The sequence below is a fragment of the Bacillus sp. FSL R5-0603 genome, assembly GCF_038050295.1.
In the GTDB taxonomy this organism is placed as follows: domain Bacteria; phylum Bacillota; class Bacilli; order Bacillales; family Bacillaceae; genus Bacillus; species Bacillus subtilis.
The window spans coordinates 3,412,509-3,438,179 of record NZ_JBBOYP010000001.1 but is presented as its reverse complement, the minus strand read 5'-3'; the positions used below and the strand labels follow the sequence as shown (position 1 = coordinate 3,438,179).

Genomic DNA, 25,671 nt, shown 5'->3' with positions numbered 1-25,671 from the left:
AATGAATGAAGCGATAGAACCACTTAATCCGATAGCATTTCAGCTGGGGCCGTTAGCCGTCCATTGGTACGGAATCATTATTGGTCTCGGTGCTTTGCTCGGGCTGTGGATTGCGATTAGGGAAAGTGAAAAACGGGGGCTGCAGAAAGATACGTTTATTGATCTTGTCCTGTTTGCCATTCCAATTGCGATTATTTGCGCACGAATTTATTACGTTGCCTTTGAATGGGATTATTATGCGGCACATCCGGGAGAAATCATTAAGATTTGGAAGGGCGGCATTGCCATTCATGGCGGATTAATCGGCGCCATTTTAACGGGTTATGTGTTTTCGAGAGTGAAAAACCTTTCGTTCTGGAAGCTTGCGGACATTGCCGCGCCCAGCATTTTGCTCGGCCAGGCGATCGGCCGCTGGGGGAACTTCATGAATCAGGAAGCGCACGGCGAGGCTGTCAGCAGAGCCTTTTTAGAAAACCTGCACCTGCCTGAATTTATCATCAATCAAATGTATATCAATGGGCAATATTATCATCCTACTTTTTTATATGAATCACTATGGAGCTTTGTCGGCGTCATTGTTTTACTGCTGCTGCGCAGAGCGAATTTGCGTAGAGGCGAGATGTTCTTGATCTATATCATTTGGTATTCAATCGGAAGATACTTTATTGAAGGAATGCGGACTGACAGCTTAATGCTGACTGATTCACTTCGCATCGCTCAGGTGATTTCAATCGTATTGATTGTTTTGGCTGTGGCAGCCATCATCTTCAGACGCGTCAACGGATACTCGAAGGAGCGGTACGCGGAGTAGACGTCAACAAAGGGGGATGAGGGATGAAGAAAATCTTTCTGGCCGGTCTTGCAGCAGGTTTTCAAACAACATGGACGCTGGGTAAAGTGATTTTCCCGGTAACGCTATTGGTCACTTTGCTTCAGCATACCCCTGTCATGGATTGGCTTGTACGGCTGATCACACCGGTAATGGGTCTCTTCGGGCTTTCTGGTGAAGCGGCCATTCCGCTTGTACTGGGAAATATGCTGAATCTGTATGCGGGAATTGCCGGGATTTTAACATTGGATTTATCTGTGAAAGAAGTCTTTATTTTAGCTGTTATGCTTTCATTCTGTCATAACTTGATTATCGAATCGACAGTTGCCGCAAAGGTTGGCATCAGAATTGGCGTCATATTGGCCGTGCGCATCGGTTTAGCCGCTGTGTCAGCCATCGTCATCAACCTCATTTGGCATGGCGGACAGGAAACGGCGCAGTACGGTTTTATCGCTGCGAAGAGCGTGGCGCCAGACAGCTGGCTGGCAATGCTGGCAGAAGCCTTAACGAAAGCCGGACTTGGTGTTTTGCAGTTGGCGACAATTGTCATACCGCTGATGATCATCATCCAGTTTTTAAGAGATTTAGGCTGGCTGCATCGGTTCTCCAGGTGGCTGTCTCCGTTTACGCAGCTGCTTGGCATGAATAAAAATACGTCTATGACGATGGTGGCGGGACTGACGATTGGTCTGGCCTACGGAGCGGGTGTCATGATCAAAGCTGTCGAGGATGACGGTGTGAGCAGGCGGGATATGACATTGGCATTTATATTTCTCGTTGCCTGCCATGCGGTCGTGGAAGATACACTTGTCTTTATTCCGCTCGGCATACCGGTCTGGCCGCTTCTTTTGATTCGTGTCACCACAGCAGTTCTGCTGACAATGGCTATTGCGCATACATGGAAAAAGTGGAAACCCTCAGCGGTTGGAAAGGAAGCAATATGAGTGACAAACAAGTAACGACGATTCTGTTTGATTTAGACGGAACGCTTATTAATACGAATGAATTAATTATCGCGTCCTTTTTGCATACACTGGAGCATTATTATCCGAGCAAGTATAAACGAGAAGATGTCCTTGCGTTTATCGGACCGTCTCTTTTTGAAACGTTCTCTTCGATGGACCCTGATAAATGCGAGGATATGATCGCTATGTACAGAGCGTACAATCATGACATGCATGATTCACTCGTGACTGAATATGAAACGGTATATGAGACCCTGGATGCATTAAAAAAAGCCGGCTTTACATTAGGAATTGTGACAACAAAATTAAGAGATACTGTCAATATGGGCCTCAAGCTCACGGGAATCGGCGAATTCTTTGAAACAGTTGTCACCCTTGATGATGTGACGAATGCAAAGCCTGATCCCGAGCCTGTGCTGTTAGCGCTGAAACAGTTAGGAAGCAAGCCCGAGGAAGCCATTATGGTCGGTGATAATTACCATGATGTGCTGGCAGGCAAAAACGCCGGTACAAAAACGGCAGGAGTCGCATGGACGATTAAAGGGCCAGAAATGCTGGCGAAGCATGAGCCGGATTTTATGCTTGAGAAAATGAGTGATCTATTACAAATCGTTGGAGTGAAGTAATCTGTGAGAAAAACAGATCGTCATCCGGTCTCGGGGGCCAACTCACTGTGGCATGTCTATCAAACGGTACCTTTTTTAAAGGTCGTCAAAAATTTCATTGTCATTCAAATTGCGAGATATACGCCGTTTATAGGGATGAAAAACTGGCTGTACCGTACATTTCTGCGGATGAAGGTTGGAAAACAGACATCCTTTGCCCTCATGGTGATGCCAGATATCATGTTTCCGGAAAAGATCTCAGTCGGAACAAATACAATCATCGGGTACAATACGACCATTCTGGCCCATGAGTATTTGATTCACGAATACCGGATCGGCACAGTTCTGATCGGAGACGAAGTGATGATTGGTGCCAACACGACCATTCTGCCCGGGGTGAAAATAGGAGATGGCGCAGTTGTGTCCGCCGGAACACTTGTCCATAAAGACGTGCCTGCCGGCGCATTTGTCGGCGGAAATCCGATGAGGATCATCTATACGAAGGAAGAAATGCAAGAAAGATTGAAAAAGTCCGCTGAATAACATCAGCGGACTTTTTTTGTTAAAATTGAGTGTTGTTGTTTTCGTAAATATGCTGAACACCAATCCATTTTTGACCGACATTAGAGTAGCGTGTATTTGTCATTTTGACCGTGCTTGTTTTGCTGTCCGTCCGGAATATCGCTTCCTTCATGTTTGTGATGGTGCACTTGTCGATGATCACATCAACGTGGAAGGTTGAACCGCCAAGCTGTCTAATGAACTTCCCGCCATTGTCCGCCGTGAAGTTTTTCACTGTGAATGTACTGGCTTTATTGATTTGGAATATCTTATCTGACGCTTTTTGAGCAGAACCGCCGTCGATCGTCACTTTTCCTTCCTTCTTCACCGTTAACGCATCCTCACCAACATCTTCCCATTTCACATTCTGAATGTTAACGTTTCCATAAGTGTGCACGCCATCAGCGGCAGGGGCGCCAAGCACCACGTTTTTCAGGGTTGCTCCATCCTCCACACGAAAAACAGGGTTTTGGTTTTCTGACTGGCTTCCGTCGCCTAATTCTTTCCCTGCCACAAACCGCTGTCCTTTCCCGTCATATGTTGTATTTTTTGGTACGATAATTGTTTCGTGAACCACTTTGTCTGCTGCAAAAGCGGTTGATGACTGAAACTGGCTGAACACCATAACCAAACCGAACATAAATAGGATAGACACGAATTTTTTCAATGATAAATCCTCCCCGGATATCTTTCATTTTTTGCAAGAGAAGCGTCAGCGACTTGCACCGGCTTCTCTCACATAGATCGGGGCAAGGCTGAATCTGCTTTAATCATAAAAACAGATAGCCTGAAAGTAAAGACAATTCTGGATGATAAATGGAAAATGAATCGATCTTACCGATTGAAACAAAAAGCATGAATATTGTCGTATTTGCTCAGGATAGAGCATAGTGCGGCTTTCAGGCGTTTACTTTTGAATAACTATGGCCTGGCTGCCCATTTGTTTCCACGCTTTTTCAAAGCTTGTTCTATCGGTTTTTCTGTTTTTATAGCCATACGGATCATTGAGATACACATATTTATCATCATATCCCGTAACGGCGACGCTGTGTTCGCTGTACGTAATCTCTATCGTTCCGTTTGGTGTTTTCCATGTCTGCATGTTGTCAACTGGCGTAAAGTTGGCTGTCGTAATAACCCAAACTGGATTGCCTTTTTCAAGCTGTTCATAAACAGCAGAAATGCTTTTTCCAGTCAGATCAGACACTTTGTCTCCCGCATAGGTTTTCGCCAGCTGATAGATCGGTCGATGGTAGACACCGAGACCAGGGCCATTCGCCATATCCCCGACAAATCCGTCATTCGGATCACCCTTTAATCCGCTGCTGTATGTCAAAGGCACTGTGGCAACCTGATTTGCCAGGGTGTTTTTTGTCACGTCGTATCCCGCGTAATTCAGCACCATCGCAAGGCTTGTTACTTCACAGCCGTTATAGAGCCGGGGTGCGTCCATTTGATTGTAAAGGATGACATCCAGCGGTTTTGCGCTTCCCTTCAGCTCCTTTTTGCTATTCGCACCTGTATCGCTATCAGAAACCACTTTTTTAAGGCTGTTCAAAAAAGGAATATCTATATCTTTTGCATCTATTTTAAGTCCGAAAAAAATAACGCCTGAAAGAATCATCAGGACACATAGAGTTCGCAGTGTTTTCATCTTTATCTCCTTGTTCTCTATTTGATTTGTATTATAGCATGCCAAACATAAAGAATTTGAGATATTACGTACCTTTAATACATTGTTCATGATTTTTTCATAATGAGGAGAAGGATATTTGAACTAAAAATATCCTCACTGAAGTTAAGCGTTGATTTTCATTCTTTCATCTGCTAACATATTATCATATTAGCGAACTAAAGGATTCGGAATTTTCCTTCATAAGATAACAGCGGAGGTGCTCGGGTTGATGTTTATGTTTGAAAAACCGCACGGCATGAGAGATACACTGCCCGGTTTATACGGAACGAAAAAAAAGGTGAGACGATCGTTAACCGATTTGATTGATAAATGGGGATATCAATTTATGGAAACGCCGACACTGGAGTTTTACGATACCGTTGGCGTCCAGTCAGCAATTGAAGAGCAGCAGCTGTTTAAGCTACTTGATCAGGACGGCAAGACATTGGTGCTTCGCCCGGATATGACGGGGCCAATTGCAAGGGTGGCGGCATCGAAGCTTCTGAAACACGGTCATCCGCTAAGAGTCGGCTATGCGGCAAATGTATTCAGGGCTCAGGAGCGTGAAGGCGGACGTCCGGCTGAGTTCGAGCAGGTTGGAGTGGAGTTAATCGGTGACGGCACGACGAGTGCGGATGCGGAGGTCATTGCTTTAGTCGTCGGGGCATTGAAAAACGCTGGGCTGGCATCCTTTAAAATTGCCATCGGCCATGCCGGCATTGCGGATGCTTTGTTTGTTGAGGTGCTCGGGAACGTTGAACGAGCTGATGTGCTGCGGAGGTTCTTATATGAAAAGAACTACGTCGGTTACAGAGAGCATGTCAAGTCTCTCCCGCTTTCCTCCATTGATAAAAGCAGGCTGCTTGAGCTCCTTGAACTGCGGGGCGGTATAGAAGTATGCGGACGTGCCGAAGAAATCGTCGATTCTGCGCAAGGAAAAAGCGTGGTTGATGAGCTGAAGGCGCTGTGGGACATTCTTGAGGATTACGGATGTACGGAAAATGTCCGCCTGGATCTGAATATGGTCAGCCACATGAGCTATTACACAGGGATTTTATTTGAAGTGTACGCCGAGAATGTCGGTTTTGTCATTGGAAGCGGCGGCCGTTACAACAAGCTGCTGGGCCATTTTGATTCACCTGCACCGGCAACAGGCTTCGGGCTTCGGATCGACCGGCTGATTGAAGCCCTTCATATGAAGGACGAACCTTGTGAAATAGACGCTGTTATTTTCAGCAAAGAGCAGCGGGCGCAAGCCATCGCTTATGCGAATGAAGAACGCATGAAAGGGAACAAAGTGGTTCTTCAAGATTTATCGGGAATAGAAAATATCGACCAGATGACAAAATCTTTTGCAAACGTCACTTATTTTATCGGTGCCAGAAAGGAAGAGCAAAATGGGTAAGTTACTCACAATGGCGATGCCAAAGGGCCGGATATTTGAAGAAGCGGCAGGGCTGCTGAGGCAGGCAGGCTACAGGCTCCCTGAGGAGTTTGAAGATTCGAGAAAACTGATCATCGATGTGCCGGAGGAAAATCTTCGTTTCATATTAGCGAAGCCGATGGACGTAACCACGTATGTGGAGCATGGCGTGGCAGACGTCGGAATTGCGGGCAAGGATGTCATGCTGGAGGAGGAACGCGATGTGTATGAGGTACTGGATTTAAAAATCAGCAAATGCCACTTAGCTGTCGCTGGACTTCCGAATACAGACTGGAGCGGCGTAGCGCCAAGAATCGCGACAAAGTATCCGAATGTGGCTTCCAGTTATTTCAGAGAGCAGGGAGAACAAGTCGAGATTATTAAGCTCAACGGTTCAATTGAACTGGCTCCGCTCATTGGGCTTGCAGATCGGATAGTGGACATTGTTTCCACAGGACAGACGCTGAAAGAAAATGGGCTTGTTGAAACGGAGCACATTTGTGACATTACCTCTCGCTTTATTGTTAACCCGGTAAGCTATCGCATGAAAGACGATGTGATTGACGAAATGGCATCCCGCCTATCTCTCGTTGTGGAAGGAGAGACGGCAAAATGAAGATCAAAACCATCAGCGGAGCGGAACGGCTTTCTCTCAAGCGTTCCATCGATGCCGGAACGGAAGAGCAAAGAAAGACGGTCCGGTCCATTATTGAAGATGTTAAAGCAAACGGTGATCAGGCGGTTCGCAGCTACACGGCGAAATTTGACGGCATCGAAATAGACAGCCCGCTGGTCACAAAAGAAGAATTTGAGGAGGCATACACCTCACTGGATTCACGTCTTCTTCAGGTGATTAGGCAGGCAATCGAAAATATTAGGGAATATCACGAAAGACAGCTGCAATCCTCCTGGTTTTATCACAGAAAGGATGGCACAATGCTGGGGCAGAAAGTGACGGCGCTGGATTCCGCGGGTGTATATGTGCCGGGGGGAACGGCCGCATATCCTTCATCTGTTTTGATGAATGTGATTCCGGCGCTTGTAGCGGGCGTTGAAAGAATCGTTCTCGTCACGCCTCCGGGAAAAGACGGTCTGCTGTCTCCTGGAGTTTTGGTTGCTGCAGCCGAGCTGGGCATAAAAGACATTTACAAAATGGGCGGCGCTCAGGCGATTGCGGCGTTAGCATACGGAACAGAAACCATTGAGCCGGTGGATAAAATCACGGGTCCGGGCAACATTTATGTCGCGCTTGCCAAACGGGAAGTGTTCGGCGATGTCGATATCGATATGATTGCCGGACCTAGTGAAATCGTCGTGCTGGCTGATGAAACAGCGATTCCGAGCGAAATTGCAGCCGATCTGCTGTCACAGGCGGAACACGATAAGCTCAGCTCATGTGTGTTTGTCACAGATTCCATAGCGCTGGCCGAGGTTGTTTCAGCCGAGGTGAGTAAGCAGCTGGAAACCTTGCCGCGAAGAGAAATAGCGGAAGCTTCAGTGAGAGATTACGGTTGTATATATGTGGCGGAAACAATGGTAGAAGCGATTGAGACTGTCAATACACTCGCGCCAGAGCATTTAGAAATCATAACACAGTCTCCGGAAGCTTTTCTTGGGAGTATCAAACATGCGGGTGCAATTTTCTTAGGCAGATACAGCCCTGAGCCTGTCGGTGATTATTTTGCCGGACCGAACCATGTGCTTCCGACAAACGGAACAGCCAGATTTTCAAGTCCATTAAACGTAACTGATTTTCAAAAGAAATCGAGCATTATTTCTTACAGTCAATCAGCCTTTGAAGAACATGCCGAAAGCATCGCGGCTTTTGCCAGACTGGAAGGGCTAGAAGCCCATGCCAGATCAATTGAAGCGAGAGAACGGAGGATTTCTAAATGAGAAAAGCTGAACGCGTCAGGAAAACAAACGAAACAGATATTGAGCTGGCATTTACAATAGACGGCGGGGGACAAGCGGATATCAAAACAGATGTGCCGTTTATGACACATATGTTGGATTTATTCACGAAACACGGCCAATTCGATCTTTCCATTAACGCAAAAGGCGATGTTGATATAGATGATCACCACACGACTGAAGATATCGGCATCTGCTTAGGGCAGGCGCTGCTCGAAGCGTTGGGCGATAAAAAAGGAATCAAACGCTACGGATCGGCGTTTGTGCCGATGGATGAGGCACTTGCTCAAGTTGTGATTGATTTAAGCAACCGGCCGCACTTAGAAATGCGCGCTGATTTCCCGGCTGCTAAAGTCGGAACTTTCGATACGGAGCTTGTACATGAATTTTTGTGGAAGCTGGCGCTCGAAGCTCGAATGAACCTGCACGTCATTGTTCATTATGGCACAAATACCCACCACATGATTGAAGCCGTTTTTAAAGCGCTGGGACGCGCGCTTGATGAAGCGGCAACGATCGATCCGCGTGTTAAAGGAATACCGTCAACGAAAGGGATGCTGTAAATGATCGGCGTGATAGATTACGGAATGGGGAATTTATACAGTGTCTCAAAGGCGCTTGAACGTGTCGGCGTGCCGTATTTTGTTTCTGAAAAGCCGGAGGAGCTGAAAGAAGCTGATGCCTTCATTTTGCCGGGAGTCGGTTCATTTGGAGACGCGATGGACAATTTGCGCTACACGAAGCTTGATCAATTGATTCACGATATGGTCTCAGAGGGAAGGCTGCTTCTCGGGATCTGCCTCGGCATGCAGCTTTTATTTGAAGAAAGCGAAGAAAACGGCACTGCTTCAGGGCTCAGGCTGCTAAAAGGTAAAGCAGTCAGGCTAAAAGCAGAAGATGAAAAAGGAAACAAGCTGAAGGTTCCGCATATGGGCTGGAATCGTCTTTCTTTTCATAATGAATCTCCGCTGCTGTCTGAAACAGAACAAGGCTACGCTTACTTCGTTCATTCTTATTACATTGATGGGATGGAGGAGAATGCGCTTCTGGCAAGCGCCGATTATGGTGTGCGAGTGCCTGCTGTAGTCGGAAAAAGAAACGTCTTCGGCGCCCAATTTCATCCGGAAAAAAGCAGCACGGTCGGAATGTCTATTTTAACCCAATTTACGAAAATGGCAGCAGAACAGAAGGTGAAAAAATGAGTGCTTTTACATTATATCCGGCAATTGATATGAGAAACGGCAAATGTGTCCGCCTTGTTCAAGGGGATTATAATAAGGAAACGATATATGGCGATTCACCGTACGACATGGCTGCGTTATTTGCGAAAGAGGGTGCCGAATGGATCCATCTCGTTGATCTCGACGGAGCCAAAGAAGGGAAAAGAGTGAATGACCGCCATGTGATTGAGATTGCGCAAAAGCTGAACCTGAAAGTCGAAATCGGCGGCGGGATCCGTTCCGAAAAAGACGTCTATGAATATTTATCAGCAGGAGTCGATCGGGTGATCCTGGGAAGCTCAGCAGTTTCTAACCCTCCGTTTGTCAAAAAAATGCTGAAACAATATGGCGAGAAAATTGCAATCGGACTGGATGCGAGAAACGGTTTTGTTTCAACAGAGGGATGGCTGGAAACATCAACCCTTAAGGCAACTGAACTGGGCAAAGAGCTAGCCAATGAAGGTGCGGAAGTCTTTATTTTTACTGACATCGCGACAGACGGAATGCTGTCAGGCCCCAATGTTAAAAGCACGGTCGAGCTTGCGAAGGAAACGGGGAAATCAGTGATCGCTTCAGGCGGAGTCAGCTCCGTCACGGATCTCGAAGCCCTCGCCCGCTATGAGGCGGACGGCGTCTCTGGAGCGATCATCGGAAAAGCGCTGTATACCAATCAGTTTACGCTGTGTGAGGCGCTTGAAAGGGTGAAGCGCAAATGATCACAAAACGGATTATTCCATGCCTTGATGTCAAAGAAGGACGCGTTGTCAAAGGAATTCAATTTCTCGAATTGAAGGATGCCGGTGACCCAGTTGAACTCGCTGAAGTGTACGACCGGGAAGGTGCGGATGAACTTGTTTTTCTTGATATCTCCGCCTCGCATGAAGGACGCAAGACGATGGTTGACGTTGTGGAGCAGGTTGCCGCGAAGCTTGCCATTCCGTTTACAGTCGGCGGCGGCATCAATCAGCTCAGCGATATGAAAACGATACTGCGTGCCGGAGCGGACAAAGTGTCGGTGAACACGGCAGCTGTTCTCCGCCCTGAGCTGATTGCAGAAGGAGCCGAGTTTTTCGGTTCTCAATGCATCGTTCTTGCCATTGATGCCAAGTATGATAAAGAATCTGACACATATAAGGTCTATACGCACGGCGGCAGAAAGAAAACAGATTGGGAGGTCACCGCGTGGGCAAAAGAAGGCGTCAAACGCGGTGCAGGAGAAATATTGCTGACAAGCATGGACTCTGATGGTGAGAAAAAAGGCTTCGACCACAGGCTGACAAAGCTTGTTTCTGAAGCTGTCCCCGTCCCTGTTATCGCTTCGGGAGGCGCGGGAAACGCACAGCATATGCTTGAGGCTTTTACAAAAGGAAAAGCTGACGCCGCGCTGGCCGCCTCAATTTTTCATTATAAAGAAACATCGATTAAAGAAGTAAAATCATACTTGAAAGAATACGGGGTGAATGTGAGATGAAACAGGCAGATGAACTGCGTTTTAACGAGGACGGATTAATTCCTGCCATCGTGCAGGATGCGGCAAGCAAAGAAGTGCTGACCCTTGCGTATATGAACAAGGAATCGTACGAAAAAACGCTGGAAACGAAGGAAACATGGTTTTACAGCCGCTCACGCCAAGCGTTATGGCATAAAGGAGAAACCTCAGGGAACACGCAAGCCGTCAAAGGTATCCGGTATGACTGCGACCAAGACGCATTGATCGTACTGGTAGAGCCATCCGGCCCGGCATGCCACACTGGCAGCTACAGCTGTTTTACGAAGGAACAAACAGAAGAACAGGCCGCAGGCCGATTCGACATCATGAACGAACTGGAGCGCGTGATCGCGGAACGCCAAGCGGAGATGCCTGAAGGGGCTTACACCACTTACCTTTTCCGTGAAGGCGTCGATAAGATTTTGAAAAAAGTCGGAGAAGAAGCATCCGAAGTCATCATCGCCGCGAAAAATCGGGACCGCGAGGAACTCAAATGGGAAGCGGCAGACCTGCTGTATCACCTGCTTGTCCTGCTCAGAGAACAATCCCTGCCGCTGGATGATGTGCTTGACGTATTGAAAAAACGCCATTCTGAGAAAGAAGAGTAAAGAGCCGTATGATACGGCTCTTTTTGTTTTGTGAAAAAAGTAATAGGTATTTAGATTTATATGAGGTGTTATATATGATTAGTTAATAAAAGGAGATCAAAACCGAGTCTGATTTCCTATTTATCCAAATTCCGCCATGATGTAACATGAAAAAGGATGAAATAATCATCTCTTAACCAGGTCAATAGAATTATTTTTGATATAAAAATAGAATACTATTCTCACAAAAACCGTGGAGGTTCGTAATGAAAAAGATCATCTTTATTTGCTTCAGCTTATTACTTGCCCTGACAGGAGGATGCAGTATGAATGACAATGATAAAAACACCACAAATGACAATAAAACAGAAGCGGTAAAACCAAAAGACATGGATCCCAAGGATCTGCCTCAAGTACCTGCGTTTCAGGACGAGAAAACGAGAGAGTACATGGTGTCAACAAAAGAAGAGGAACCAGGATATTATTTGCTGGAATCTAAGCTGAAAGGGTTTAGGATGTTGTTTCCGGAAGATGGGGAGTATTCCGACTCTGAAACTTCAAAGACAAACGAGTCACTGTTTTTCGACAGTATTAATAATAAAACGAATATAGTAATGAATGCTTCATTAAAGTTCTATCAAAATGAATCATTTATAAACAACCCTGAGACCATGTTGGACATTGTTAGTGGTAAAAATGAATACAAAGGTAAATTTGAAAAAATAGAAGCAAAGGATAAGGATATTTATTTTGCTTCAAAACAAGAAAACTTTGATAACCAAGAGAGCCCGTCTTATATTTATCTTGGTTATATAAAATCAAAAAAACAAGATTATTTAGGGATGGAATATTCTTTTATGTTTAGCTGCTCAGCAAATGTACAGACATGTAAGCAAAATCCAAAAGGCTATGAAAAAAAGGTTAAAAAAATATTAAACTCTGTTACCTTCAATTTAGAGGAGAGGGAAGATGGGAAATAAAAATATTTTTGAAAATGAAAATATAAAACTACGTCTTATAAATTTAGAATACGGTTATAAACAGAAATTCGCTTCTTCCGATCCCAAAGTAATACAAGAAGCTAAGAAAGACTTTGAAGAAGACATTCGAAGAATCTATAAGGAAGAAACTCATCAAGAACTCACGCAAAATATTGAAATTTATACATCTAAAGAGCTTGTACACCAGAATAAAGAATCTGGCTATGATGGTACTGCTATTCATATTGTAGATAAGAAGCACGAAGTGAATCAGTTGCAAATTATTTCTGAAGGTAGCGCAGATAATAAAGACTGGACTTATAATTTTTTTGGGTTGTTTCTTGGAATGGATGATAGCCAATATAATGCAACGAAAGAGTTTACTAGAGAAGCCAAAAAGAAAGCTGGCAAGGATGAAAGTTTAAAAACGTATAGTATGGGGCATTCACTTGCCAATAATAATCAAGTAATGGTGCAATTAATAGATGGGGAATATGATGAGGTTTATGGAGTGAACGGAGCTCAAATAAGTGTAGATCACTTATTAAAAGCAGATGATCATTTAAGGTACACAATGATTAAGAAGTTCAAAGTGAATACATTTAAAGAGTTAAATTCAATTCCAAAAGATGACCTTAAAAAAGCCATCACCCAATATTACAAAGACAAAGGCGTAACAGCAAACATCACCCAACGCATCTCAAAAGACGACCCGCTGTACGGAGTCAGCGGCAAGGCCGATTTCATTACATTCGGTGATGTGAAGATGGCAGATACAAATACAAGTGTAAAAGGCATCCGAAATATTATGGATGGGGTTCCTGACGAAGATGTGAGGTCAATTCAAAAATTCCTTCAAAAATATAAGGATGACTATGAAAAAGACGGCTTGAACGGTTTTATAAAGGCAGCCAGCGGGATAGACATAGACCTGATTGAAAAAGTGAAAAACACAGACGGCGCTTTAAAGAAAGTAAGTGTCCTATATGAGCATTTTGATGATGTTAAGCAAATGTATGGCCGAATAAAAGAAGAACTGCCTTCGTTTTTAGGTTTTCTTCATACCTTGTTGAGAAACAGCGGACCGGTCGTAGATCAGTTAGCTGAAAATGGTTATATTGATGAAACGCAAAAGAAAGTCATTAAAAAAGAATTAACGAATATTAATGCGAGTATGCGAGGCATAGAATCACGGTACGAACATTTCATTGACCATCTAAAGCATGGCCAATTTATGCAAGCTTTAAAAGACGTTGGTGAAATAGTTGACTACGTAAAATCAATTCTGTCCTCATTGAAAACACTCGACACAGAAACAAAAGACGCACTAAAACTTATCATCGACGGCCACAGTATCGTTCAAATGCTCAACGCCTTGTCAAAGGAAAAAGGCTTCAGCTATAAAGGCTCCGATATTTATTTTACAGGGAAGAGCGGCTCGGGAGAAACGATTCAAGTCAATCTCTCATCCGCTGTCAGAATCTATCAAAACGGTATGAAAATCGTTGAAGATATGGAAGATGCGATTTCTAAGTACCAGAAGGTTTACAGTCAGGAAATCGATGAAGACTTTATAGACAAAAAGCAGGCGATCATCACGGCGATTCATCATATGGAAGAAAACCCTTCGCATTATGCCTTCGATCTTCAATTCCGGCTTGCAGCTGGTTTCAGCCACACATTCGATAAATTGGAGAAAATCTCTGTTCATGAATCATTCCACACAGGTGCGCTTCCTGCAAATGATGGAATTGTTGCTGAATTAAAAAAACAGACAACAGAAAAAAGAGATTTTATCAAAAATATCCGTGAGAGTATTGAAAAGCTGTTTGAAAAAGAAGAAATGATTTCTCAGTTATTTGATTTTCAGCCTTAGGAGGAATATGAAGAGTGACTTCCTTATTTATAGAAAGTGAAACAGAAATTGTATCAACGACCTATATGTTTCTTACCCAAGATGAAATGAAGGGGAAAGCGGGCACTCTCAATCAACCGATCAACGACTTTCTCAGCCTGACAAAGAAATTTGAGTCTTCATTAAAAGAGGAAATCAAAGGGCAAAAAGGGTTGATTGTAAAAAAAATAAAAAAAGAGCTTGAGTCTAATAGCGAAAAACGAAAAGCCGCCCTTGAGATGATAAAAGAAGAACATACTGCAAAAGTTGATCGATACAAAATGATAATAGAAGACCTGCGACAGCAGGATGTAACATTGACCTACAGAAAAAAGAAGCCAGTGAAAGATGTCTAACATAAAAAATCTCCTATTCAAACAATGAGTGGGAGATCTTTTATTTTGATCACGGCAAAAATATACTGAAAAAGTCTCTCGCCATTGATATGATTGAGAAAGAGTAAAAATCATCCTTTTGCTATGACTTTTCACCTTTCTGAACGCTGAAACAGGAGGAAAATATATGTCAAACCAGAAACAAAAATCTAAAAGTAAATTGAAACCCTTTTTTTCCTTAGTAAGACGGACCAATCCTTCTTATGGAAAGCTCGCCTTTGCGCTTGCCCTCAGTGTTGTAACCACACTGGTCAGCCTGCTCATTCCATTATTAACAAAGCAGCTTGTCGATGGTTTTTCTATGTCAAATCTGTCAGGCACGCAAATCGGGTTGATCGCGCTGGTGTTTTTCGTTCAGGCGGGTTTAAGCGCTTATGCCACCTATGCGCTTAACTATAATGGACAAAAAATCATTTCCGGGCTGCGGGATTTATTATGGAAGAAATTAATTAAGCTGCCTGTCTCTTATTTCGATACAAATGCTTCCGGAGAAACAGTCAGCCGTGTAACGAATGATACGATGGTTGTCAAAGAATTGATTACAACCCATATCAGCGGATTTATTACAGGCATCATTTCTGTCATTGGATCATTGACAATCTTGTTTATTATGAACTGGAAGCTGACACTGCTTGTGTTAGTGGTCGTTCCGCTGGCCGCTCTTATTTTGGTGCCGATTGGACGGAAAATGTTCTCCATTTCACGGGAAACGCAAGATGAAACAGCCCGTTTTACAGGCCTGCTTAATCAAATTCTCCCGGAAATCAGACTTGTCAAAGCTTCAAATGCGGAGGATGTCGAATACGGGCGCGGGAAAATGGGGATTTCCTCATTATTTAAGCTTGGCGTTCGTGAAGCTAAGGTTCAATCACTTGTCGGCCCGCTTATCTCACTCGTGCTAATGGCAGCGCTTGTCGCAGTGATCGGATATGGCGGCATGCAGGTATCTTCAGGCGAACTCACGGCGGGAGCGCTCGTGGCTTTTATTTTATATTTGTTTCAAATTATAATGCCGATGGGCCAGATTACAACGTTTTTCACACAGCTGCAAAAATCAATCGGTGCAACAGAACGAATGATTGAGATTTTGGCAGAGGAAGAGGAAGATACAGTGACAGGAAAACAAATTGAAAATGCGCATCTCCCTATTCAGCTTGATCGCGTGTCTTTTGGATACAAGCCTGATCAGCTGATTTTAAAAGAAATCAGCGCTGTCATTGAAGCAGGTAAAGTCACAGCGATTGTCGGTCCGAGCGGTGGGGGGAAAACGACGCTGTTTAAGCTGCTTGAACGTTTTTATTCTCCGACTGCAGGGGCCATTCTGCTGGGGGACGAGCCGATTGATACTTATTCACTTGAATCGTGGCGGGAGCATATCGGGTATGTATCGCAGGAAAGCCCGTTAATGTCCGGGACAATCAGAGAAAATATTTGCTACGGGTTAGAACGTGATGTGACGGATGCTGAGATCGAAAAAGCCGCGGAGATGGCATATGCGCTCAATTTTATAAAGGAGCTGCCGAATCAGTTTGATACAGAAGTGGGCGAACGCGGCATTATGCTGTCAGGCGGACAAAGGCAAAGAATCGCGATTGCGAGAGCGCTTCTCCGTAACCCAAGCATTCTTATGCTCGATGAAGCTACCTCAAGTCTCGACAGCCAATCTGAAAAATCAGTTCAGCAGGCGCTTGAGGTGCTGATGGAGGGCCGAACAACGATTGTTATCGCTCACCGCCTATCTACCGTTGTAGATGCGGACCAGCTTTTGTTTGTTGAAAAAGGGGAAATTACCGGCCGTGGAACACACCATGAGTTAATGGCTTCCCATGGTCTTTATAGGGATTTTGCTGAACAGCAGCTGAAAATGAATGCGGACTTAGAAAACAAAGCCGGGTAAATTTTGGTCGAATCAGCCAATAAAAAAGAGGAGGGATTTTCCCAATCCTTCCTTTTGAACTATTGAGGGGCTTGCGATTTATGGTATACTACTGACGGTAATATTGTATAAAACGGAGGGTAGTTGTGGGAAAACACACTTCTGAACATAAAAATCACGCACAAATTGTCCAGCTGCTTCAAGATGGACAATATTTTTTTCATAAAGGCTTGAAAGCGTATAAAGAGCGCAATCTAAAACGGGCAAGCAAACTGATTCAGCGCGCGGTTCATTTGGAGCCGGAGGATTCAGAGATGCTTTCACAGCTTGCGGTCATTTATTCGGAAATGGGCCAGTATCAAGAGTCGAACGATCTTCTTGACTATATCATGGCAAATCTGGAGGCCGAAATGCCGGAGTGCCATTACTTTAAAGCGAATAACTTTGCCCATCTGGGGCTCTTCCAGGAAGCTTATAAAGAAGCGGCCGCTTATTCTGATGCGGACCCGGATGGTGAATTCGCCGAAGAAAACGATAGTCTGCTTGATTTGCTCGATTTAGGAGACGACGGCATTGAGGATTCTTTGTATGATCAGGATGAACTGCTGGTGAAACAGGATCGGGCAAAGTCATTGCTGGAAAGCGGCCAGCTTGCTGAAGCGGTTGCGGCGCTTGAGGAAATCACAGCTGAATATCCGGAGCTTTGGTCAGCATACAACAATCTCGCGCTTGCCTATTTCTATTCAGGAAACGTTGTAAAAGCGAAGCAAACCGCTTATGAAGTGCTTTCTCATAATGAAGGAAATCTTCACGCCTTATGCAATCTTCTCGTTTTCTACTATTATGAAAGAGAAGACGAAAAAGTGGCGGAATTGAGTGATCAGCTCTCCAATGTCTATCCGATGCTAATGGAGCAGCGTTATAAATTGGGTGCTACTTTGGCGCTTGTCGGCCGCTACGAGATCGGATATAAATGGCTCAAATCATTATATAAAACCGGCTTTGAAGGTGACGACACCTTCTTTTACTGGCTTTCATGCTCTGCTTATTTTACGGGACATACCGACTTTGCCGAGACGATCTGGAGAAAAGTCGAGTCGCAATATCCCGGCGAAGACCGCCCGGCGCCTTGGATTGAGCGGAGGGAAGCTCTTCCTTCATCTGTGGAACAGCGTCTCGCAGCCTATTATATCAGCAGCACAAAGGGAGAAACAGAGCATCTTGAAGCGGTGATACGCTCAAAGAGAATAACCGCTCCTTTTGAAAATCATTTTGTAAAGCTGCTTCTAAATGGAAATTCTGCGGCTGCTGACGTTTCAGAGGATGCACTTTTCGCCTATCAAACGGTCAAACTATTAGAGCAAGCTGAAAAAGAAGAGATGAAAACAGAAGTCATGAGCTGCTGGGTTTTCCATGTCATCCAGCAAATTCGTGCAGCTGCTCCGTTGAAAAATGAGAAAGGCTGGGCAGCAGCCATCTGTTATATTTGGAAAGAAGCCCATGGCAAGCAAGACACGAAAAAAGACACAGCGGCCCGATTCGGCATCTCTCCGGCAACTTTGACGAAATATATGAAATATATTGATGATATTCTAGAATAGTAAATTTTAAAGAGTCGATTTATTTAATCGACTCTTTTTTTGTTTGATAGATTATATTAAGAAAATAATATCGACAGTTTTTTTACACGCTTAAGAAAAATGACAAATGATGTGTAACTTGACATCTGTTTGAAACATAAATGTAATAAAATTTATCGCTAATTTGTCGAAACTTGATGGTATAATGATTCTCGTACATAAGGAATTAGTGTTTTTTACATATGATGTGAAATAAACGCTATACAACCAGAATAAGAGATACACAGAATAATTAACCATAAACAACCATCATTCCTCGTAGAGTATGAGGAACGAAACTTGATGTTCAAAATACGATTCCAAATGAGGACAGGTTCACAGTAAAAGGGAGGATATAAAAAGTGAGAAAGAGTTTAATTACACTTGGTTTGGCTTCCGTCATCGGGACAAGCAGTTTTTTGATCCCATTTACAAGTAAAACTGCATCGGCGGAAACATTAGATGAAAAGAAACAAAAAATCGAAAGCAAGCAATCTGAGGTTGCTTCCAGCATTGAAGCGAAGGAAAAAGAATTAACTGAGCTTCAGGAAAATCAATCAAAGATTGAAAAAGAACTGAAAGACATTAACGCTAAGGCGCTTGATACAAGCAACAAGATCGAAGATAAAAAAGAAGAAAATGATAAAACAAAAGAAGAAATCAAAAAACTGAAAAAAGAGATTAAAGAAACTGAAGCACGCATCGAAAAACGCAATGAAATCCTGAAAAAACGCGTTCGTTCTTTACAGGAAAGCGGCGGATCTCAAGGATACATAGATGTTCTTTTAGGATCAACAAGCTTTGGTGACTTTATCTCTCGTGCGACTGCGGTTTCATCTATTGTGGACGCAGACAAAGATTTAATCAAACAGCAAGAGCAGGATAAAGCGAAGCTCGAAGATTCTGAAGCGGATTTGAATGACAAGCTGAAAGAAGTTCAAGCTGCATTGGCTAAATTAGAAACAATGCAAAAAGACCTTGATAAACAGCTTAATGAAAAAGACAAGCTTTTCGACGAAGCAAAAGCAAGCCAAAAGAAAACGGCTAAAGCGATTTCTGAATTAAAATCAGAGGCGTCTGAACTTGCAAATCAAAAAGCAAATACTGAAGCTGAACAAGCACGCATCAAAAAAGAACAAGAAGCAGCGGCTGCTTTGATCAAAAAGCAGGAAGAAGCACAAAAAGTATCTGATGAAACACAAACAGATGACAGCCAAACGGCTACAACTGAATCAGCAAAAGCAAGCTCATCTGATGATTCTTCAGACAATTCTTCTAACGGTTCATCAAACAGTTCGTCTAACGGCTCATCTTCTAAGAAGAGCAGCGGCTCAAACAGCAATTCAGGCGGTACTGTTATCAGCAACTCCGGCGGAATTGAAGGCGCGATCAGCATTGGTTCAAGCATTGTAGGACAATCTCCATACAAGTTTGGCGGCGGACGCACTCAGTCTGATATCAACAACCGTATTTTTGACTGCTCATCATTCGTACGCTGGGCATACGCTTCTGCAGGTGTTAACCTTGGACCTGTCGGCGGAACAACAACTGATACGTTAGTTGGCAGAGGACAAGCTGTCAGCGCATCGGATATGAAGCGCGGAGACCTTGTGTTCTTTGACACTTACAAAACGAATGGACACGTAGGAATCTACTTAGGTAACGGTACATTCCTAAACGACAATACTTCTCACGGTGTATCTGTTGACTCAATGAGCAACGTTTACTGGAAAAAAGCATTTAAAGGCGTTGTAAGACGTGTTGTTCAATAATAAATATGACAAGGGCCTTCTATAAACAGAAGGCTCTTTCTTTATTAACATATACCCTTTTCGAATACATTTAATCGTGTTGAGCAAAAAAATAGCGTATCACCATGAGATTTTATAGGATATGGGTAAGGAATACGTTTGATGGGGATTCTTATCATATAAGAAAGAGCCCAAACTTGAAAAGATGGTTTAAGGAGTGAATAGTGTGTCAGAAGAAAAAATTTATGACGTGATTATAATCGGCGCGGGCCCTGCTGGGATGACGGCCGCTGTATACACATCAAGAGCGAATTTATCGACATTAATGATTGAAAGAGGAATTCCTGGCGGACAAATGGCCAATACGGAAGATGTAGAAAACTATCCTGGATTCGAAAGTATCCTTGGGCCTGAGCTTTCTAACAAAATGTTTGAACACGCGAAAAAATTCGGCGCTGAATACGCTTATGGCGATATTAAAGAAGTCGTTGACGGCAAAGAGTACAAAGTAGTCAAAGCCGGTTCAAAGGAATATAAAGCCCGTGCTGTCATCATTGCTGCTGGTGCGGAATATAAAAAAATCGGTGTGCCTGGCGAAAAAGAATTGGGCGGACGCGGTGTATCTTATTGTGCAGTATGTGATGGGGCTTTCTTTAAAGGCAAAGAGCTTGTTGTTGTTGGCGGCGGAGATTCCGCGGTTGAAGAAGGCGTGTATCTGACTCGTTTCGCTTCAAAAGTAACAATTGTTCACAGACGTGATAAACTCCGTGCTCAAAGTATTCTTCAAGCGAGAGCATTTGATAATGAAAAAGTTGACTTCCTGTGGAACAAAACCGTGAAGGAAATTCATGAGGAAAACGGCAAAGTCGGTAACGTAACGCTTGTCGATACGGTAACCGGTGAAGAAAGTGAATTCAAAACAGACGGCGTATTCATTTACATTGGCATGCTTCCTCTGTCTAAACCGTTTGAGAATCTGGGCATTACGAATGAAGAAGGCTACATCGAAACAAACGACCGCATGGAGACAAAGGTTGAAGGGATTTTCGCTGCCGGAGACATTCGCGAAAAATCACTGCGCCAAATCGTAACGGCTACAGGAGACGGAAGTATTGCGGCACAAAGCGTACAGCATTATGTCGAAGAGCTCCAAGAAACGCTGAAAACCTTAAAATAAAAAGGGCTGTCATACGAGTTTCACATTACGTTACTGGGTTTTAATTCCGCTGTAACACATGTGTAATGCTTTTCGGTTATGATTAATAAAGTAATTGACCCCCTTTTTATAATGAATACACTTTTTTGGCACGGATTCTCCAGTTATCCGTGTCCTTTTTTTGTCCATAAATAAAAGATGAATGCCAGTTACAGCAAAATCATCTGAATTAAGGAATGAATATGCTGTAAAATAGAAGAAAAGATTGTCAATGTCTCTTCATTGTGGGAGGCATCTTGAAGCGGTATAATAAAGAGACGATGACAGGACGAAGGTTAGGTGACGTACTTGCAAAGAGTGACAAATTGTGTGCTTCAGACGGATGACAAAGTTCTTCTGCTTCAAAAGCCGAGACGCGGATGGTGGGTCGCGCCGGGAGGCAAGATGGAGAGCGGAGAATCAGTCAGAGACTCCGTCATCAGAGAGTACAGAGAAGAGACTGGTATCTATATCATAAATCCTCAATTAAAAGGCGTTTTTACCTTTATTATTAAAGACGGTGACCACATTGTCTCCGAGTGGATGATGTTTACGTTTGTCGCTGATTCATATACAGGACAAAATGTATCAGAATCAGAGGAAGGCAAACTGCAGTGGCACGATGTCAATGACATTCAGAACCTGCCTATGGCCCCTGGAGACGGCCATATCCTTGATTTTATGATGAAGGGACAAGGGCTGCTGCACGGCACATTTACGTATACACCGGAATTTGAGCTGCTCAGTTATCGTTTAGACCCGCAGCACATCAAATAGAAAGACAAGTCAGGGGGGAGAAAGATGAGTGTTAGTGAATCACATGATATTCAGCTTGTCATTATAACCGGAATGTCGGGAGCGGGGAAAACTGTCGCGATCCAAAGCTTTGAAGATCTCGGCTATTTCTGCGTCGATAATCTTCCGCCTTCATTGCTTCCGAAGTTTTTAGAGCTGATGAAGGAATCAAATTCGAAAATGAGCAAAGTTGCGCTCGTGATGGATCTGCGCGGCCGCGAATTTTTTGACCGGCTGATTGAAGCGCTGGATGAAATGGCCGAAAATCCGTGGATCACACCGCGAATTTTATTCCTGGACGCGAAGGATTCCATTCTCGTCACAAGATATAAAGAGACGAGACGCTCGCATCCGCTGGCAGCGACTGGCCTGCCGCTTGAAGGCATCGCGCTGGAACGAGAGCTGCTTGAGGAATTAAAAGGCCGCTCTCAAATCATTTACGATACATCTGACATGAAGCCGCGTGATTTGCGTGAAAAAATTGTGAAGCACTTTGCGACAAACCAAGGAGAGACATTTACCGTAAATGTCATGTCATTTGGTTTTAAATACGGTATTCCAATTGATGCAGATCTCGTCTTTGATGTCAGATTTTTGCCGAATCCGTACTATATCGAAAGCATGCGGCCGCTGACTGGCAAGGATAAAGAGGTTTCCTCTTACGTCATGAAGTGGAATGAAACACAAAAGTTCAATGAGAAATTAATTGATCTGCTGAGCTTTATGCTTCCATCTTACAAAAGAGAAGGAAAAAGCCAGGTTGTCATTGCGATCGGCTGCACAGGGGGCCAGCACCGCTCTGTGACATTAGCCGAGAATTTAGCTGATTATTTCAAAAAGGATTACTATACTCATGTTACTCACCGGGACATTGAAAAGAGAAGCCGGAAATAAGATGGGACAAAAGCCGAAAATCGCAATCTTTGGCGGCGGTACAGGTCTTTCTGTATTGCTTAGGGGCTTAAAGCATAAACCTGTTGACATCACGGCCATTGTAACAGTTGCCGATGATGGGGGAAGCTCTGGCCGTCTGCGGAATGAACTGAAAATTCCGCCTCCCGGAGACATCAGAAATGTGCTTGCCGCTTTATCCGATGTGGAGCCGCTTGTTGAAGATCTTTTTCAGCACCGCTTCAATAAAGGGAATGACTTAACAGGCCATTCTCTCGGGAATTTGATTTTGGCAGCGATGACAAATATAACCGGTGATTTTTTTCACGCTGTCACTGAAATGAGCAAGGTGCTGAATGTAAGAGGAAAGGTTTTGCCGGCTGCCAATGCCAGTGTTGTTTTGCATGCTGAGATGGAAGACGGCCGCGTGGTCTCAGGCGAGTCAACGATCCCGGAATACGGACAGCGTATTAAGCGTGTTTTTCTCACGCCTGAACAGATTGATCCGCTGCCGGAAACAATAGACGTGATCAGGGAAGCGGATTTGATTATTATCGGCCCGGGAAGCCTCTATACAAGCATTCTTCCCAATTTGCTCGTCCCAAAAATCGGGGAAGAAGTGATAAAGGCGCCGGCGAAAAAAGTATACATTTGCAACGTGATGACTCAGCCCGGCGAAACGCTCCATTACACCGCTGCTGATCATGTGAAAGCGCTCAATCAGCATATGGGCTGCGGTTTTATTGATACGATATTAGTGAACAGTGAAGACATTCCCGACGAAATAAAACGTAAGTACGAAATGGAATCGGCGCGTCCTGTTGATTTTGATATCGAAGAGCTGAAAGCGATGGGGCTTGAAGTCATCAGAGATCAAATTGTAACGTATAAAAATGACGTAATACGTCACGATACACATAAAGTGGCCTCTCTTCTTGTTGATTTACTGAAAGAATGAAGCCTTGAAATGAGGTGGCTATATGTCATTTGCATCAGAAACAAAAAAAGAATTAACGAATCTGGAAGTGAAGGACTGCTGCATTAATGCCGAGCTGTCTGCACTCATTCGGATGAATGGAGCTTTATCATTTACAAACCGCCATCTCGTACTCGATGTTCAAACTGAAAACGCGGCGATTGCCCGCCGCATCTATACATTGCTGAAAAAACAATATGATGTGTCGGTCGAGCTGCTGGTCAGAAAGAAAATGCGGCTGAAAAAGAATAACGTCTATATTGTGCGTTTTTCAGAAAATGCAAAAGCGATCTTAGAGGATTTAAAAATACTCGGGGAGAATTTTGTGTTTGAACGAAGTATTTCGAAAGAGCTGGTCAAAAAGAGATGCTGCAAGCGTTCTTATATGAGAGGAGCATTTTTGGCAGGAGGTTCGGTCAATAACCCGGAAACCTCCTCGTATCATTTAGAAATCTTCTCTCTTTATAAGGAGCATAACGATTCATTATGTGACCTGTTAAATGAGTTTCAGTTAAACAGCAAAACGCTTGAACGGAAAAAAGGCTACATTACCTATTTAAAAGAGGCTGAAAAGATTACAGAGTTTCTAAACGTAATTGGCGCTCACAATTCGCTTCTGCGATTTGAGGATGTCAGAATCGTCCGGGACATGAGAAATTCGGTCAACCGCCTCGTCAATTGTGAAACAGCCAACTTAAACAAAACAATCGGCGCATCGCTGAGACAGGTGGAAAATATTAAATACATCGATGAAAGAATCGGCCTGGAGGCGCTGCCTGAAAAACTTCGGGAAATTGCGCAGCTTCGGATTGATTATCAGGAAGTGACGCTGAAAGAGCTGGGGGAAATGGTAGCAAGCGGGAAAATCAGCAAATCAGGGATCAATCACAGGCTGAGAAAACTTGACGAAATCGCAGAACAGCTGCGGACAGGGCAAACCGTCACTTTAAAATAACCGTAAAGAAAAGGGGAGATCTTATGGTTCAACAGAAAGTGGAAGTTCGATTAAAGACAGGACTGCAAGCACGTCCTGCTGCTTTGTTTGTACAAGAAGCAAACCGGTTTACGTCAGATGTGTTTCTAGAGAAGGATGGGAAAAAAGTAAACGCCAAAAGCATCATGGGGCTGATGAGCCTTGCGGTAAGCACAGGCACTGAGGTTACCTTGATTGCCCAGGGAGAAGATGAACAAGAGGCGCTGGAGAAGCTGGCTGCTTACGTTCAAGAAGAAGTTTAGGTGATAAAAATGAGTGACTTTCTAAAAGACTGCTTTCAGAAAATTGGCTGGGAGAAAGATCATGTCAGCTTCGGCGATCTTCCCCTTTTTCTCAAAGCAATGGCATACCGTTTTCCATTCGAAAACCGTGCCGTACTTGCAAAAGAGAATTATAAGATCACAAAAGAAGAGCTATGGCGACGTCTGCTCAAAGATCAGCACGGCGGCCTATGCTACGATCTAAATGGTTTCCTTTATTTTGTCTTGCGTGAGGCCGGGTTTCATGTGAAGCTCATTCGAGGAACGGTTTATGCAGGCAATCAAGAGGGATGGGCACTAGAAGGGACGCATGCTGCTGTATGGCTGTCTGCGGAAAACGGCGATTACCTCGTTGATATCGGCTTCGGCATCAACCTGGCGCTCCAGCCGATACCGCTTTCCGGAGAAACGGTACAGTCACCAGTCGGGTCATTCCGAATCAAAAGAGAAGAGACAGAAAAGGGCAGCCATGTTCTGCTGATGGACAAGGGAGAAGGCTGGCAAATCGGGTACGCCTTTACTCTTGAAGAGAGTGATCTCGGTGATTTAGATAACATGAAGGACATCATTCACTCTCATGAAAAATCTCCTTTTAACAAATCCCCGCTTGCCTCAAAGCTGACGCCGAGCGGAAGGATGGTCATGTCAGAGCGCCATTTTACGATTCATGAAAACGGCAGTGACATTCAAAAAAGTGACATTGGCCCTTCAGAATTTGAAGAGAAATTAAATACTCATTTTTTGTAACGTGAAAAGCTTGCAGGTTATCTGCAAGCT

At 44.0% G+C, this 25,671-nt stretch carries 27 protein-coding genes; 25 read left to right on the top strand and 2 right to left on the bottom strand.

What is annotated here, in order from left to right; all coding sequences use genetic code 11:
- Window position 1: 1 nt before the first annotated feature.
- From lgt to hprF, 4 genes are read left to right on the top strand one after another with little or no spacing between them, the layout of a single operon-like run.
- Window positions 2-811, top strand: a complete 810-nt coding sequence (gene lgt / locus NYE56_RS17750) for a prolipoprotein diacylglyceryl transferase (RefSeq protein WP_133954018.1) — start codon at window positions 2-4, stop codon at window positions 809-811.
- Window positions 812-834: 23 nt separating this feature from the next.
- Window positions 835-1,773, top strand: coding sequence for a nucleoside recognition domain-containing protein (locus NYE56_RS17745; RefSeq protein WP_341284198.1), 939 nt, complete (start codon window positions 835-837; stop codon window positions 1,771-1,773).
- On the top strand, window positions 1,770-2,420 hold the full coding sequence (gene ppaX, locus NYE56_RS17740) for a pyrophosphatase PpaX (RefSeq protein WP_014481021.1): 651 nt from the start codon (window positions 1,770-1,772) through the stop codon (window positions 2,418-2,420). Before NYE56_RS17745 ends, ppaX begins: the two co-directional genes overlap by 4 nt.
- 3 nt (window positions 2,421-2,423) lie before the next feature.
- On the top strand, window positions 2,424-2,942 hold the full coding sequence (hprF, locus tag NYE56_RS17735; protein WP_033884605.1) for a heptaprenylglyceryl phosphate O-acetyltransferase: 519 nt from the start codon (window positions 2,424-2,426) through the stop codon (window positions 2,940-2,942).
- A gap of 19 nt (window positions 2,943-2,961) precedes the next feature.
- On the opposite strand, the gene pelC is transcribed toward hprF, so the two are convergent.
- Window positions 2,962-3,627: a pectate/pectin lyase PelC gene (gene pelC, locus NYE56_RS17730; protein ID WP_341284197.1), complete on the bottom strand. Its 666-nt coding sequence runs from the start codon at window positions 3,625-3,627 to the stop codon at window positions 2,962-2,964.
- A gap of 240 nt (window positions 3,628-3,867) precedes the next feature.
- Window positions 3,868-4,614, bottom strand: coding sequence for a C39 family peptidase (locus NYE56_RS17725; protein WP_160244571.1), 747 nt, complete (start codon window positions 4,612-4,614; stop codon window positions 3,868-3,870).
- Window positions 4,615-4,864: 250 nt separating this feature from the next.
- On the opposite strand from NYE56_RS17725, the gene NYE56_RS17720 reads away from it, so the two are divergent.
- The 21 genes from NYE56_RS17720 (at window position 4,865) to NYE56_RS17620 (ending at window position 25,641) form a co-directional block, all read left to right on the top strand.
- On the top strand, window positions 4,865-6,040 hold the full coding sequence (locus NYE56_RS17720; protein WP_341284196.1) for an ATP phosphoribosyltransferase regulatory subunit: 1,176 nt from the start codon (window positions 4,865-4,867) through the stop codon (window positions 6,038-6,040).
- Window positions 6,033-6,674, top strand: coding sequence for an ATP phosphoribosyltransferase (gene hisG, locus NYE56_RS17715; RefSeq protein WP_015251138.1), 642 nt, complete (start codon window positions 6,033-6,035; stop codon window positions 6,672-6,674). Before NYE56_RS17720 ends, hisG begins: the two co-directional genes overlap by 8 nt.
- Window positions 6,671-7,954, top strand: coding sequence for a histidinol dehydrogenase (gene hisD, locus NYE56_RS17710; RefSeq protein WP_341284195.1), 1,284 nt, complete (start codon window positions 6,671-6,673; stop codon window positions 7,952-7,954). Before hisG ends, hisD begins: the two co-directional genes overlap by 4 nt.
- Window positions 7,951-8,535, top strand: coding sequence for an imidazoleglycerol-phosphate dehydratase HisB (gene hisB, locus NYE56_RS17705; RefSeq protein ID WP_015483749.1), 585 nt, complete (start codon window positions 7,951-7,953; stop codon window positions 8,533-8,535). The genes hisD and hisB overlap by 4 nt, the downstream gene beginning before the upstream one ends.
- A complete protein-coding gene (hisH, locus tag NYE56_RS17700; RefSeq protein WP_160244572.1) occupies window positions 8,536-9,174 on the top strand; it encodes an imidazole glycerol phosphate synthase subunit HisH in 639 nt (212 codons plus the stop codon).
- The gene (gene hisA / locus NYE56_RS17695; protein ID WP_063334730.1) at window positions 9,171-9,908 is read left to right on the top strand and encodes a 1-(5-phosphoribosyl)-5-[(5-phosphoribosylamino)methylideneamino]imidazole-4-carboxamide isomerase; all 738 of its coding nucleotides are present in this window, start codon (window positions 9,171-9,173) and stop codon (window positions 9,906-9,908) included. The genes hisH and hisA overlap by 4 nt, the downstream gene beginning before the upstream one ends.
- Window positions 9,905-10,663, top strand: a complete 759-nt coding sequence (hisF, locus tag NYE56_RS17690; protein ID WP_326208509.1) for an imidazole glycerol phosphate synthase subunit HisF — start codon at window positions 9,905-9,907, stop codon at window positions 10,661-10,663. Before hisA ends, hisF begins: the two co-directional genes overlap by 4 nt.
- Window positions 10,660-11,289 carry a bifunctional phosphoribosyl-AMP cyclohydrolase/phosphoribosyl-ATP diphosphatase HisIE gene (hisIE, locus tag NYE56_RS17685; RefSeq protein ID WP_341284194.1) on the top strand — a complete coding sequence of 210 codons (630 nt, stop codon included), beginning with the start codon at window positions 10,660-10,662 and terminating at the stop codon, window positions 11,287-11,289. The genes hisF and hisIE overlap by 4 nt, the downstream gene beginning before the upstream one ends.
- 245 nt (window positions 11,290-11,534) lie before the next feature.
- On the top strand, window positions 11,535-12,248 hold the full coding sequence (locus tag NYE56_RS17680; protein WP_133954027.1) for a lipoprotein YvcA: 714 nt from the start codon (window positions 11,535-11,537) through the stop codon (window positions 12,246-12,248).
- The gene (locus NYE56_RS17675; RefSeq protein ID WP_021480683.1) at window positions 12,238-14,124 is read left to right on the top strand and encodes a DUF6792 domain-containing protein; all 1,887 of its coding nucleotides are present in this window, start codon (window positions 12,238-12,240) and stop codon (window positions 14,122-14,124) included. The genes NYE56_RS17680 and NYE56_RS17675 overlap by 11 nt, the downstream gene beginning before the upstream one ends.
- 14 nt (window positions 14,125-14,138) lie before the next feature.
- Window positions 14,139-14,498 (top strand): hypothetical protein, encoded by a 360-nt coding sequence (locus tag NYE56_RS17670; RefSeq protein ID WP_021480682.1) that lies wholly within the window; start codon window positions 14,139-14,141, stop codon window positions 14,496-14,498.
- A gap of 166 nt (window positions 14,499-14,664) precedes the next feature.
- The gene (gene bmrA / locus NYE56_RS17665) at window positions 14,665-16,434 is read left to right on the top strand and encodes a multidrug resistance ABC transporter ATP-binding protein/permease BmrA (protein ID WP_341284193.1); all 1,770 of its coding nucleotides are present in this window, start codon (window positions 14,665-14,667) and stop codon (window positions 16,432-16,434) included.
- A gap of 125 nt (window positions 16,435-16,559) precedes the next feature.
- The gene (locus NYE56_RS17660; protein WP_260665266.1) at window positions 16,560-18,014 is read left to right on the top strand and encodes a tetratricopeptide repeat protein; all 1,455 of its coding nucleotides are present in this window, start codon (window positions 16,560-16,562) and stop codon (window positions 18,012-18,014) included.
- A gap of 380 nt (window positions 18,015-18,394) precedes the next feature.
- Complete coding sequence (cwlO, locus tag NYE56_RS17655; protein WP_341284192.1) at window positions 18,395-19,804, top strand: peptidoglycan DL-endopeptidase CwlO; 1,410 nt, start codon at window positions 18,395-18,397, stop codon at window positions 19,802-19,804.
- 205 nt (window positions 19,805-20,009) lie between these two features.
- Window positions 20,010-20,960: a thioredoxin-disulfide reductase gene (trxB, locus tag NYE56_RS17650; RefSeq protein WP_003228139.1), complete on the top strand. Its 951-nt coding sequence runs from the start codon at window positions 20,010-20,012 to the stop codon at window positions 20,958-20,960.
- A 318-nt stretch (window positions 20,961-21,278) separates the two neighbouring features.
- Window positions 21,279-21,755: an 8-oxo-dGTP diphosphatase gene (locus NYE56_RS17645; protein WP_010886622.1), complete on the top strand. Its 477-nt coding sequence runs from the start codon at window positions 21,279-21,281 to the stop codon at window positions 21,753-21,755.
- Between the two features lie 24 nt (window positions 21,756-21,779).
- Window positions 21,780-22,667 (top strand): RNase adapter RapZ, encoded by an 888-nt coding sequence (gene rapZ, locus NYE56_RS17640; protein WP_003243903.1) that lies wholly within the window; start codon window positions 21,780-21,782, stop codon window positions 22,665-22,667.
- 1 nt (window position 22,668) lies between these two features.
- On the top strand, window positions 22,669-23,622 hold the full coding sequence (gene mgfK / locus NYE56_RS17635) for a gluconeogenesis morphogenetic factor (RefSeq protein WP_003244450.1): 954 nt from the start codon (window positions 22,669-22,671) through the stop codon (window positions 23,620-23,622).
- 22 nt (window positions 23,623-23,644) lie between these two features.
- Window positions 23,645-24,595, top strand: coding sequence for a DNA-binding protein WhiA (gene whiA / locus NYE56_RS17630; RefSeq protein ID WP_003243775.1), 951 nt, complete (start codon window positions 23,645-23,647; stop codon window positions 24,593-24,595).
- A gap of 23 nt (window positions 24,596-24,618) precedes the next feature.
- A complete protein-coding gene (locus tag NYE56_RS17625; RefSeq protein ID WP_003219835.1) occupies window positions 24,619-24,876 on the top strand; it encodes an HPr family phosphocarrier protein in 258 nt (85 codons plus the stop codon).
- Entirely contained in the window at window positions 24,877-25,641 is a 765-nt protein-coding gene (locus NYE56_RS17620) for an arylamine N-acetyltransferase family protein (RefSeq protein WP_086344361.1), read from the top strand.
- The last annotated feature ends 30 nt before the right edge of the window (window positions 25,642-25,671 follow it).